A 12,639-nucleotide genomic window follows, 5' to 3' on the forward strand; every position below is an offset into this window, starting at 1 on the left:
GGAGGGGGCATGGCACAGGCAAAGATCGCTGTTTTCACGGCCACATTGCAAAACACGGGAACCGAGCCCTGGATCACCGACGGCACGCCATCGGGGACCCGCCTGCTCGCCGACATCAGGGCGGGCGAGCAGGGAAGCGCCCCCAGCGATTCCGTCGTCGCCGGCAGCAAGCTGTTCTTCACCGCGGATGACGGCGTGCATGGCTGCGAGCTCTGGGTCACCGACGGCACAGGCGGCGGAACCCGGCTGTTCGATGCCGCGGCCGGCGCCGCATCCAGCACCCCGGACGACCTGACGGCGGTCGGCGATCGGCTGTTCTTCACCGCCGACGACGGCATTCATGGCCGCGAGCTTTGGGTGAGCGATGGGACCACGGCCGGCACGCGGATGGTGGCGGACCTCATGCCGGGAACCCAGGGGGCCTCTCCGTCGGCGCTGACGGGCGCTCATGGCCGGCTCTACCTGCATGCGGACGGCGGGGCACAGGATGGCATCTGGAGCTCCGACGGCACCGCCGCGGGAACCCGCCTCTTCCATGAGATGGCGCCGCGCCCCCCATGGTCCCAGGGCATCACGCTGATCGGCATGCCCGACGGCCGGCTGGCCTTCCACGAGGGATCGGCATCCTGGCCGTCCAAGCTCACCTTCGTCGATGCAGGCGGCACCGCGACGGCCTTCACGGAACTCGTTCCCGACGGCGGCGGGGCCGTCCGCTATGCCGCCACGCCCGACGGGCTCGTCGCCTCGGTCACGACCGTGACCGAGTGGACCGGCAGCATGGAGTGGCCGACCGCCGTCCGTCATTCGACCTTCTGGGCCACCGACGGCACGCAGCAAGGCACCCGGTATCTTGGCGACCTGACGATGCAGGGCTGGGACCTCGACAGCGTCGCCGGACTGCGCAACGGCCAAGTGATGTTTACGAGCGACATGGACACCTACCGGGTCGAACAGGGTGCCGCCTCGAGGATCGGCGTGCTGGACGCCGCCACGGGAACGGTGAGTTACCTGGCGGGACAGGACCTCGCCCGGCCGCTCGGCTGGCTCGATCAGGGGAGTGCCGGTGAAGACGGCGACCGGCTGCTTTTCCTGGACGAGAATTATTGGTCGGGGGCCCAACGGCTGCTGGTGACCGACGGCACGCCCCAGGGGACCTCCCAGCTCCATCAGAACGATTGGATGTATGGGGACATCGAGCTCACCGGCGACCGCGCCTTCTTCCTGACGGATCAAGGCGGAACCAGCCCCGCCGGCCTGTGGGTGACCGACGGAACATCCGAAGGCACCCGCCAGCTGTGGCAGACGGCCGGGGGAGCCTACGGCGACACGCTGCTCGGGGAGTTCGCTGACGGCGTGCTGGGGTTCGACCGCGACTATTCAGCCAAGATCGACCGCTTCTTCCTGTCCGACGGCACGACGGACGGCACCATCGTGCTGGCGGAGCTTCCCGCCGGAAGCGGGGCCGATTACTGGGACCACACGGCCAAGCTGATGGGCGTCATCGCGGCGCCGGGTGGCGCGGAGCCGGACGACATCCGGAAGGGTACAGAAGGCGACGACACGCTGTTGGGGCAGGATGGCGCGGACAGAATTCACGGCCTGGGCGGCAACGACCGGATCCTGGCCGGCGCCGGGGACGACCGGCTGAACGGCGGCGCCGGCGCGGACCACATCGACGGGGCGGAGGGCGCCGACCGTCTGTACGGCATGTCCGGCCGGGACGTCCTTGTTCCGGGGGCGGGACGCGACATCGTCGATGGCGGTGCGGGAGATGACGTGCTGCTGGCCGAACGGGATGGCGAAAGCGACCAGTTCTTCTTCGCCCCGGGCAGCGGCGCCGACGTGCTGACCACCGTCGACCCGTCCCTGGACGTCATCATCCTGAAAGGGTTCGAGGCGGCCATCGGCACGGCGGCATGGCGGGCGGAGCATGTCGTCGCGCTGGGAGACGGTGTGCGGATCGATTTCGGCGGTGGAGACAGTCTCCTCGTTCTCGACACGATGGTGCAGGACCTGCGCTTCACGGTCCACGATCCGATCTTCTAGATCGCCAAGGCTTAGCGGCCGTCTTCATCGCCCCGGCCGTGCAGACCGGGAGGCATGACATCGCCTTGAACCGGCGCCTGCTCGATCCGGTAGGCGCAACGGCGGGCGTCGGCCAGAATATGCTCGACGCGTCGGACCGGAGCATCTAGCCCGATCACCTGCTGGAAGACGGCCAGTTCCGCGCGGCAAAAGCCGTCATGGGCCGCGGCGGCGGCACAGATCGGGCAGTGATTCTCGACGAGGAGGAGCGAGCCGTCCGCTTCCTCCCACCAATCGGCCATGTAGCCTTCCCGGTTGCGGATCGCCGCCACGCGCGCCACACGGTCCTTCACACCGACCACATCCTTCAGCTCGGCCATGTAGTTGGCCTCGGTGTCGGCACGGCGCGCCGCGATCAGCGTATCGAAAGCGCCCGGCCCCAGATTTTCGCCGATGCTCCGGATCAGTTGCACGGCCAAATCCGCGTGGGCATCGGGAAAACGGGCATGACCGGCCGCCGTCAGCTGCCAGACCTGGGCCGGCCGGCCCACCCCGCGTGGACGGGACCGGGCCTCGACCAGCCCTTCCGCCCCCAGCCTACTCAGCTGCTGGCGAATGTTCTCCGCCGTCGTGCCGAGCGCCTGCCCCAGCTCCGCCGTGGTTTGAGGGCCGTGCGTCTTCAAGAACGCCAACAGCTTGTCGGTCACGGTCCTCGGCGACCACGCATGATTTTCCAAGCCGCGGCTTGACATATTCCCTGCCACCCAATAAACCAAGTTCGCACTTTGAATTTAGCCGCTCGGCACTGCCAACGCAACGGCCGGGCGGCCATGGCGAAGGAGGAACCAATGACTGCTGCGTTCGTTCTGCCCGATCTGCCTTATGCTCCCGATGCGCTTGGGCCGGCGATGTCGCTGGAAACCATGACGCTCCATCACGGCAAGCACCACGCCGCCTATGTGGCCAAGCTGAACGAGCTGGTTCCCGGATCGGCCTTCGCCGGCTTGCCGCTCGAAGAGGTGGTGCGCCAGTCCTTTGCCGATCCCACGGCCCAGGCCATCTTCAACAACGCCGGCCAGCACTGGAATCACATCCATTTCTGGACCTGGATGAAGCCCGGCGGTGGCGGGGCCGTTCCCGGTGCGCTGGAGCGCCGCCTCGTCGACAGCTTCGGGTCCGTCGACGCGTTCCGGGACGGTTTCGTCAAGGAGGGTGTCGCGCAGTTCGGATCCGGCTGGGTCTGGCTGACCGAGGAAGCCGACGGGCGGCTGGCCCTGATGCGCACCCCGAACGGCGAGAACCCGCTGGCGCACGGCCGGCACGCGCTGCTGGGCTGCGATGTCTGGGAGCACGCCTATTACGTCGATTACCGCAACCGCCGTCCCGACTATCTCGCGGCGTTCCTGGAACAGCTCGTCGATTGGGAGGCCGTGGCCGCCCGCCTGGGGCAGGCTTCCGGCGCATCCACCGCGGGGTGATCGCCGCCCGGCGATGGTGTTGAAAGTTTGACGGTCAGGCTGGCGTCACGGGCATCCGTGGCGCCGTCTGTCTGATGGGGCTTCGACACGCTGCCGGAGCGGAAAAAAGACGGTGGCTGACGTTCAGGCTTGGGAGGCTGACGGCTGGCTTCCGCTGTAGGTGCGTTCGAATGTCTGAATGATAACGATTCTCATTCTCATGTCAAGCACCCTCCGCCCTCAGCCGCGCCTCCCGGCGCCGGAGGCCGCGACCATGGCGAAGAACTGCGCCTCGTCGATGGTGTCGGGCTTGCCGTATTTGGCGCGCCGGGCGGCGGCGGTGTCCAGCTTGGTGGCGCCGGGAGCATGGCCGACGACGAGATAGTCGGTGTCCTTGCGGACGCTGTGATGCCAGCTTCCGCCCAGCGCCAGGATGCGGGCCATCACGGCTTCGCGCGGCAGGCCGGTCAGTTCGCCGGTGACGGCGAAGGCATAACCATTGATGCCGTGCGTGATCGGCGCGGCCGGCGGCCGGACCACCGGCGGCGGGTCGATCTGGTTGGTCGGCGCCAGATGGGGAACCGCCAGCATCTCGGCGCTGCCGAGGATCATCTTCTGGAACAGGCGGCTGGTGATCTCGGCATCGACGAAGGCGCCATGGAAGCGCGCGCGGATGCCGACATCGATGCCGAACAGCGTCGCTACCGCGTCGAGCGATGCGCGTCCCGCCACCTGCCCCCGGGCGTGGTGCATCGTGCAAACCGATTGGGGCGGCACCCAGGGAATGCCGCAGAGCTGGAATTCATGCCGCAGGAACTCGATGTCGAAGCCGACATTGTGGCCGACCAGCACCGCGCCGTCCAGGAAGCCGCGGATGTCCTGGGCGACGCTGTGGAACGGGTCCTGGTGGCGCAGGAGGTGATCCGGCAGCCCATGCACCTTCAGCGCATGCGGGTTCGATTTGCGCCCCGGATTGAAGATGAGGCTGAGACAGCGGCCGGTCGGCGCCGCCTCCGCCAGTTCGATCGCGGCGAAGCTGACCATGCGGTCGCCGCCGGCCGGCGACAGCCCGGTGGTCTCGCAATCGATGACGACGAAGCGGCGGGCGGATGATTGCGTCCGGACGGGTTTCCCCACCGCCGACGGACGGCCAAGCACTGCATCGATCAAACGGCTCATGAACTCTCGCCCCGGGGGCAGGACAGCCCTGCCACGACTCACATTCCCGGACTATAGGCAGGTCCGCCACCGCAGGTCGAGAGTCCCTGCCGTCGCAGTGCCGGCGATCCGTCCGATCCGGCCATCCATCACTCCCGCCCCTGATATTTCGGTGCCTAACCAAAAATTCGGTCTCTATGCAAAAAGTGGATTGTTGGCGCACCAATCACGAGGTATCATATTTCAGTTGATGTAATCGAATAGCGATTACAAAGACAGACACCATGCAGATCAAGGAGATCGCGTGTGGACGTGATCGCTGAGCTGTCGGGCCTCATCGGCGCCGACGCCGTTCTGACATCCAAAATCGACCTTGAGGGCGCGACGGAAGACTGGCGCGGGCGTTACCGCGGGCCGGCACTCTGCCTCGTCCGGCCGGCGAATGCCGAGCAGGTCGCCGCGGTGGTTCGCTGCTGCGCCCGGCACGGGATTCCGCTGCTGCCGCAGGGCGGCAACACCAGCCTGTGCGGCGGCGCCACCCCATCGGAGACGGGCCCGGCCCCGGTCATCCTCAATCTGGCGCGCATGCGTGCGATCCGCGGCATCGACCCGGTCAACAGCACGATGGAGGTCGAGGCCGGCTGCGTGCTCGCCACCGTGCAGGAAGCGGCGGCGGCGGCGGGACGGCTCTATCCGGTCAGCCTGGGCGCGGAAGGCTCCTGCCAGATCGGCGGGACCATCGCGACCAATGCCGGCGGCACCTCGGTCCTGCGCTACGGCAACACGCGCGACAATGTGCTGGGGCTGGAGGTGGTGCTGGCCGACGGCACGATCTGGTCCGGGCTGTACGGCCTGCGCAAGAACAACACCGGCTACGACCTGAAGCACCTGTTCATCGGGTCGGAGGGCACGCTCGGCATCATCACCGCGGCGACGCTGAAGCTGCACCCGCTGCCGACGCGCCATGCGGTCGCCTGGGTCGGGATGGCCAATCCTGCCGACGCACTGACCCTGCTGACTCGTGTGCAGCAGCGCTGCGGCGCCCGGCTGTCGGCCTTCGAGATGATCAACCGCCTCCAGCTCGATCTGGTGGTGGAGCAGGTTCCGGGCCGCCGAAGCCCGATCGAGACGCCGGCCGACTGGCATGTGCTGATCGAGCTGTCCGACAACAGCGACGGCGACGCGCTGGACGCCGAACTTCAGGCGATCCTGGAGGACGCCTTCGCCGACGGGCTGCTGACCGACGCGGCGCTCGCCGCCAGCGATGCCCAGCGCCACGCCCTGTGGGAGGTGCGTCACAGCGTGTCGGAGGCGAACAAGAAGGCCGGCGTCGGGCTGACCACCGATTGCGCCGTGCCGCTGTCGGCTGTGCCAGCCTTCATCGATGGCGCCACCGCCGCGGTGCAGGCGCTGGTGCCCGACCTGCCGGCGATCGTCGTCGCCCATCTCGGCGACGGCAACGTCCACTTCATCCCCTTCTTCACCTTCGACGCCTGGAACGCCATCCCCGACCGCGAGGCGCTGGCCGCCGCCATCCGCCACGCGGTGAACGACGAGGCCGCCCGGCTGAACGGCACCTTCAGCGCCGAGCACGGCGTCGGCCGCGTCCAGCTGGGCGAGATGGCACGCTACAAGCCCGCCGCCGAACTGGCGCTGATGCGCGCGGTGAAGCAGGCGCTGGACCCGCAGAACCTCTTCAACCCCGGCCGCCTGCTGCCGCCGGGCTGAGCCCCCCTTGCCTTCCATTCTTCCGCCGATCCGGCCCACCAAGAGGAGTTCCGACATGAGCATCCGCCAATCAGGCTGGTCCCGCCGCACCCTGCTGAAAGCCGGCGCCGTCGGCGCTTCCGCCCTTGCCATGCCGGCGATCTGGAGCCCGGCGCGCGCGCAGAACAAGCGGATCGTCGTGCGCGACGACGGCGGCATCTACACCAAGGCCTATGGCGAGGTGTTCTACAAGCCCTTCACCGCGGCGACCGGCATCGAAGTGGTCGGCGTCCAGGCGAATGCGGAACCGACGGCGCAGATCCGCTCGATGGTGGAAGCCAAGTCCTACACCTGGGACATGGCCAAGATCAGCCAGCCGGCCATCCTGATGCTGACCGGCAGCGACAAGCCGCTGCTGGAGAAGCACGGGCTGGAGGCCGATCCGGCCGTCGCCTCGATCCCCAAGCAGTACATGTCGGAATACGGCGTCGGCACCAACGTCTACACCACGGTGCTGGCCTACCGCACCGACGCCTTCAAGGACCGCAAGGCGCCGGCCTCGTGGAAGGACTTCTACGACGTCGCCAACTTCCCCGGCCGCCGCGCCCTGCGCAAGCACCCGTTCGACACCATCGAACAGGCGCTGATGGCCGATGGCGTGCCGGCGGGGCAGGTCTATCCCTGCGACCTCGACCGCGCCTTCAAGGCGCTGGACCGCATCAAGAAGGACGTCTCGGTGTTCTGGACCAGCGGCGCGCAGGTCGAACAGATGCTGCTGTCCGGTGAAGTCGACATGGTCCCGACCTGGGTGTCGCGTCCGCAGGCGGCCATCGCCGCCGGCGCGCCGGTCGGCATCGTCTGGGACCAGAACATCTGGGGCCTCGACAGCTGGGCGATCCTGGCCGGCACCCCCAATGCCGACGCCTGCCGCCAGTTCATCAAGTTCGCCTCCGACCCCAAGCGGCAGGCCGAACTGGTGAAGTATTTCCCGGCCGGCGTGACCCAGCCCGACGCCTTCAAGCACATCGATGCGAAGGTCGCCGCAGACTGCCCGACCTTCCCGGCCAACATCGAGCGCGGCGTGCAGATCAACGCCGACTACTGGCTGAAGAACCAGCAGAAGGGGCTGGAGCGCTACAATGCCTGGCTGCTGAGCTGAGGCGAAGCCTCCGTTTTGCCCCCTCCCCGACCCTCCCCCGCCCTAGTCGGGAGAGGGAGTACGTTGCAGAGCGGCGGAGTTCCCTCTCCCGCGATCGGACCGGCCTACGGCCGGCCGAGAGCGGGGGAGGGCTAGGGAGGGGGCAATAGGCTCTACCCCCACCCCATTCCACTCCCCCTTCGGCCCCACCCCCTTTGCGAGGAGGCGCGCATGTCTTCTTCCAGCCTTTCCGTCCAGGGCCTTGCCAAGCGCTACGGCGACTTCGTGGCGCTCGCCCCGACGGATCTTGTCGTCGCCGACGGCGAATTCCTGACGCTGCTCGGCCCGTCGGGCTCCGGCAAGACGACGCTGCTCAGCCTGCTGGCCGGGCTGGTGCCGCCCGACGAGGGAAGCGTGCGCATCGGCTCGCAGGACGTCACCTACGCCCCGCCTTATGAGCGCGACATCGGCGTGGTGTTCCAGAACTACGCGCTGTTCCCCCACATGACGGTCGAGGAGAACATCGCCTTCCCGCTGAAGATGCGGAAGGTGGCGGCGGCCGAGGCCAAGCGGCGCGCGCGCGAGGCGCTGGAGATGGTGCACCTGCCGCACATCGCCGGGCGCTACCCGCGCGAGCTGTCGGGCGGCCAGCAGCAGCGCGTCGCCCTTGCCCGCTGCATGGTCTACAAGCCTTCGATCATCCTGATGGACGAGCCGCTGGGCGCGCTCGACAAGAAGCTGCGCGAGCATATGCAGCTGGAGATCAAGCGCCTGCACCGCGAGTTGGGAACGACGGTCGTCTACGTCACCCACGACCAGGAAGAGGCGATGACGATGTCCGACCGCATCTGCCTGATGAATGCCGGGCGGATCGAACAGCTGGGCACGCCGGCCGATCTGTATTTCCGTCCCCGCTCGCTGTTCGTCGCCGATTTCCTGGGCGAATCCAACATCCTGCCCGCCGCCCTGCGCAACCGCAGCGGCGACGAGGTGGAAGTCAGGCTGGGCACGCTGGGCGTTTCCGGCCGGGCGCTGGCCAACGGCAACGACCTGCCGCCGGGTGCCGAGGTGCGGGTGATGGTGCGGCCGCAGAACCTGACGGTCGCCCGCAACGCCGGAAACGCTCCCGACAGCCTGCAGGGCCGGGTGTCGGAGGTGATGGTCACCGGCAGCCTGACCAAGGTCTATATGGAGCCGCTCGACCGCGACCTGCCGCCGCTGGTCGCCGCCTTCCCCACCCGCAACGAGGCCGACGCGGTGCGCATCGACGACGTGCTGACGCTGTCCTGGAGCGGCCGCGACGCCGTGGTGATCGCCGACGTGATCGCCGATGCCGCTCGTGCGGCCGGGACGGCGTGAGATGAGCGGACAGTCCATGACCATGACCCACGCCGCAGGCGCCAAACGCCATTCGCCCCCTCCCGCCTGGCGCAAGCCGGTGCTGATGGGCGCCCCGCTCGTCCTGCTGCTCGTCGCCTTCCTGGTCTTCCCGGTCGGGCAGCTGCTGGCGCTCAGCGTCTACAACGGGCAGGGCTTCACGCTGGCGCCCTATGCGCAGCTGTTCGCCTCCAGCCTCTACGTCACCGTCCTGTGGATCACGCTGAAGATCTCGCTGGCGACGACGCTGGTCTCCGTGGTCGCCGCCTATCCCATCGCCTACCTGATCTCCATCGCCAAGGGGCCGGCGAAGAGCCGCCTGATCTTCTGGGTGCTGCTGTCCTTCTGGACCAGCTTCCTGGTGCGCGCCTTCGCCTGGGTGGTCATCCTCGGCCGCAACGGCGTGATCAACAGCACGCTGATGTCGCTGGGCATCATCGACACCCCGGCCGACCTGCTCTACGGCTTCGGCGCCGTGCTGGTCGGCATGGTGCACGCCATGCTGCCGCTGGCGGTGATGACCATGCTGGCGGTGATGGAGAACATCGACCGCACCCTGCCGCGCGCCGCCGGCACGCTGGGCGCCCGCCCCGGCACCGCCTTCTGGACCGTCTATTTCCCGCTGTCGCTGCCGGGCGTGGCCGCATCGGCGATCATGGTCTTCGTGTCGGCCATCGGCTTCTTCATCGTGCCCGCCCTGCTGGGCGGCCGGAAGGAGACGATGATCACCCAGCTGATCATCGATCAGGTGCAGCAGACGCTGAACTGGGGCTTGGCCGGCGCCATTTCGGTCCTGCTTCTGACCGTCGTGCTGGTGGTCTTCGTGCTGTACGACCGCGTCTTCGGCTTCGCGTCGCTGACCGGTGAGAGCGCCGTGGTGCGCAACCGCGACACCGCCATGCGGCGGCTTGGCGGGCGCGTGCTGGCCGCTCTCGGCTCGGCCAGCGATGCGCTGATCGGGCTGCTGCCGCGCCGCCACCCCATCCGCGGCCGCGCCGAGCGTCCGCTGGCGCTGACCGTTTTCGTCTGGCTGCTGCTGGCGCTGATCAGCCTGCCCGCCTTCCTGATGATCCCGCTGTCCTTCGGCAAGGGCGGTCTCGCCTGGCCGCCGTCGGGCTTCACGCTGCAATGGTATCAGCAGCTGCTGGACTCGCCGATCTGGATGCAGGCGCTGTGGCGCTCCATCGTGGTGGCCTTCGGCACCGGCCTGCTGTCGATGGCGATCGGCGTTCCCGCCGCCTTCCTGATGGTGCGCGGCCAGATGCGGGGCAAGGGCGCCATGCTGGCCTTCATCCTGTCGCCCATCGTCGTGCCACGCATGATCATCGCCGTCGGCATGTTCTATGTCTTTGCCCAGATGGGTCTGGTCGGCACCGTGCTGGGGCTGGTCATCGGCCACACGGTGGTCGCCGTGCCCTATGTGGTCATGACGATGATGGCGGTGCTGCGCAACTACGACACCCGCCTCGACCTTGCGGCGCAGAGCCTGGGCGCCCGTCCGCTGGCGGCGCTGCGGCACGTCACCTTCCCGATCCTGGGGGCGGGCATGCTGTCCTCCTTCCTGTTCGCCTTCGCCACCTCCTTCGACGAGCTGACCATCTCGCTGTTCTCCTCGGGCGGGCTGAGCGCCACGCTGCCCAAGCAGTTCTGGGACGAGGTGACGCTGCAGGTCTCCCCCGTCATCGCGGCGGTGTCGACCGGGCTGCTGCTGTTCGTCGCCACCCTGATCTACGTCGCCGACCGGCTGCGCCGGCGCAGCCTCGCCAGCTGAGACCGGCTCCGCAACCGCCTTTCACCACCCGCTTCTTCCAAGGACAAGACATGCTTGACGCCACGAAGCTTCGCGGCATTCTGCCCGCCACCCCGACGCCGGTGACAGCCGACGGCACCATCGACGTGGCGGCCTCCAAGGCGCTGTTCTCCTGGCTGTTCCGCCAGGGGATCGACGGGCTGGTCCCGCTCGGCGGCACCGGCGAATACGGCGCGCTGGCGAAAGACCAGCGCATCCGCTTCGCCGAGCTGTCGGTGGAGGCGATGGCGGGCGCAGGCGAGAAGCGCGGCCCGGTGATCGCCGGCGTGCTCGACACCGGCTATTACGACGCACTGTCCGCCGGCCGCGATTTCGCCGCGGCGGGCGTGGACGGGCTGCTGGTGCTGACGCCCTACTACACCAACCCGACCCAGGCCGGCATCCGCGACTATTTCCTGCGCTATGCCGACGAATCGCCGGTGCCGATCCTGATCTACGAGATCCCCTACCGCACCCGCATCGCCATCGATCCGGAGATCCTGCACGAGCTGTCGCGGCACGAGCGGATCGTCGGCATGAAGGCCTGCAACACCGACATGTACCATTTCCTGCGCACGGTGGCGGGGGTCGATCCATCCTTCGCGGTGCTGAGCGGCGAGGACACGCTGTTCCCGCTGCAGGTCGCGGCGGGAGCCAAGGGCGGCATCGTGGTGACGGCCAACCTGCTGCCGCGGGCGTGGCGGCTGATCCACGACCTCGCCTCCACCGGCAAGCTGGACAAGGCGCTGGAGATCCACCGCACGCTGATCCCGATGATGAACATGGCCTTCGCCGAGACCAATCCCGGCCCGATGAAGGCGGTGATGGACCTGATCGGCGTCGACGCCCCGGCGATGCTGGCGCCGCTGCGTGAACCGGCGGAACCGCTGAAGCGGTCGCTGCGGCGCGAGCTGTCGCGCCTGCTCGTCACTTACGAGGGAATGCCGGCCGCCCAGCCGGTATGATGGGTTGCATCGCACGACGCGTGGCATTCGGTTCGCCGGATGCTATGCGTTGGCGCGGAGGCGCCGGGCGACGGCCCGGCCGGATGAAGACTGCCTTGGGGGATTGCCGATGACGCGGACAGCAGGACGGACACCGAAGGCGGAAGGAGCCGTGACGGAAACCGGCCCGGCTGCGGCGGCTGCGGAACCGGCCTCGGCGCCGGACGGCAGGAAGGCCGACCCGCGCGAGTCCTCGCTGTTCGTCGGCTCGACCGAGAAGACCTTCCAGATCCTGCACGCCTTCGACGGGCCGCACCGGCAGATGCCGCTGTCGGAGATCGCCAAGGCCGCCAACCTGGACCGCAGCGCCGCGCAGCGGCTGGTCTACACGCTGGAGGTTCTGGGCTATCTGCGCCGCGTCCACGGCACGCGCAACTATGCGCTGACGCCGAAGCTGCTGCAGTTCTCCTACAACTACCTGCGCGCCAACGAGCTGATCGAGAAGGCCTTTCCCTATCTTCTCGACATCAGCCGAAGCGTCGGCGAGACCACCAACCTGCAGGAGCTGGACGGCGCCGAGATCGTCTTCGTCGCCCGCTTCCCCGGCAAGCATCTGGTCAACATCGAGTTCATGGTCGGCAGCCGCCTGCCCGCCTACTACACGGCGTCCGGCACCGCCATCCTGTCGCGTTTGTCGGAGGAGGAGCGGGAGGAGATCCTGGCCCGCACCGACCTGCGCCCGCTGACCCCCTTCACCGTCTGCGATCCCGACCGGCTGCGCGCCCGCGTGCGCGAGGCGGGGGAGAAGGGCTATGCACTGCTGGTCAACGAGACGGTGATGGGCGACATCTCCGTCGGCGCCGCCATCACCGACGAGCATGGCCGCGCGGTGGCCGGCCTCAGCATCTCCGTCCCCGCCACGCGCTGGACGCCGGAGCAGGTCGAACAGGAACTCGCCCGGCATGTGCAGGTGGCCGCAGCCTCCATCTCCGTCCACAAATTCGGCAGCTATTCCCGATAGCGCGCCACCCCGCGGGAGGCGGT

Annotated in this window: 10 protein-coding genes; 8 read left to right on the forward strand and 2 right to left on the reverse strand. The window is 68.2% G+C overall.

The annotated features are described in order from the left end of the window. Positions 1-9 precede the first annotated feature (9 nt). Positions 10-2,046, forward strand: a complete 2,037-nt coding sequence (locus ACWPKK_RS21310; RefSeq protein ID WP_452008035.1) for an ELWxxDGT repeat protein — start codon at positions 10-12, stop codon at positions 2,044-2,046. Positions 2,047-2,057: 11 nt separating this feature from the next. Here ACWPKK_RS21310 and ACWPKK_RS21315 read toward each other — a convergent pair whose 3' ends face one another. Further along, positions 2,058-2,777 (reverse strand): helix-turn-helix transcriptional regulator, encoded by a 720-nt coding sequence (locus tag ACWPKK_RS21315; protein WP_452008038.1) that lies wholly within the window; start codon positions 2,775-2,777, stop codon positions 2,058-2,060. 96 nt (positions 2,778-2,873) lie between these two features. On the opposite strand from ACWPKK_RS21315, the gene ACWPKK_RS21320 reads away from it, so the two are divergent. Further along, a complete protein-coding gene (locus ACWPKK_RS21320; RefSeq protein ID WP_452008041.1) occupies positions 2,874-3,503 on the forward strand; it encodes a superoxide dismutase in 630 nt (209 codons plus the stop codon). 219 nt (positions 3,504-3,722) lie between these two features. Here the strand turns inward: ACWPKK_RS21320 and ACWPKK_RS21325 are convergent, their stop codons facing one another. Then, positions 3,723-4,661 (reverse strand): exonuclease domain-containing protein, encoded by a 939-nt coding sequence (locus tag ACWPKK_RS21325; protein WP_452008044.1) that lies wholly within the window; start codon positions 4,659-4,661, stop codon positions 3,723-3,725. Positions 4,662-4,946: 285 nt separating this feature from the next. Between ACWPKK_RS21325 and ACWPKK_RS21330 the strand changes: the two genes are divergently transcribed. The 6 genes from ACWPKK_RS21330 (at position 4,947) to ACWPKK_RS21355 (ending at position 12,616) form a co-directional block, all read left to right on the forward strand. Further along, positions 4,947-6,368, forward strand: coding sequence for an FAD-binding oxidoreductase (locus ACWPKK_RS21330; protein ID WP_452008047.1), 1,422 nt, complete (start codon positions 4,947-4,949; stop codon positions 6,366-6,368). A 55-nt stretch (positions 6,369-6,423) separates the two neighbouring features. After that, a complete protein-coding gene (locus ACWPKK_RS21335; protein ID WP_452008050.1) occupies positions 6,424-7,506 on the forward strand; it encodes an ABC transporter substrate-binding protein in 1,083 nt (360 codons plus the stop codon). Between the two features lie 210 nt (positions 7,507-7,716). Continuing rightward, positions 7,717-8,844 carry an ABC transporter ATP-binding protein gene (locus ACWPKK_RS21340; RefSeq protein ID WP_452008053.1) on the forward strand — a complete coding sequence of 376 codons (1,128 nt, stop codon included), beginning with the start codon at positions 7,717-7,719 and terminating at the stop codon, positions 8,842-8,844. Position 8,845: 1 nt separating this feature from the next. After that, a complete protein-coding gene (locus ACWPKK_RS21345) occupies positions 8,846-10,633 on the forward strand; it encodes an ABC transporter permease subunit (protein WP_452008056.1) in 1,788 nt (595 codons plus the stop codon). Positions 10,634-10,683: 50 nt separating this feature from the next. After that, complete coding sequence (locus ACWPKK_RS21350) at positions 10,684-11,616, forward strand: dihydrodipicolinate synthase family protein (RefSeq protein ID WP_452008059.1); 933 nt, start codon at positions 10,684-10,686, stop codon at positions 11,614-11,616. Between the two features lie 109 nt (positions 11,617-11,725). Then, positions 11,726-12,616: an IclR family transcriptional regulator gene (locus ACWPKK_RS21355; RefSeq protein ID WP_452008062.1), complete on the forward strand. Its 891-nt coding sequence runs from the start codon at positions 11,726-11,728 to the stop codon at positions 12,614-12,616. Positions 12,617-12,639 lie beyond the last annotated feature (23 nt).

The sequence above is a fragment of the Azospirillum largimobile genome (assembly GCF_977007025.2).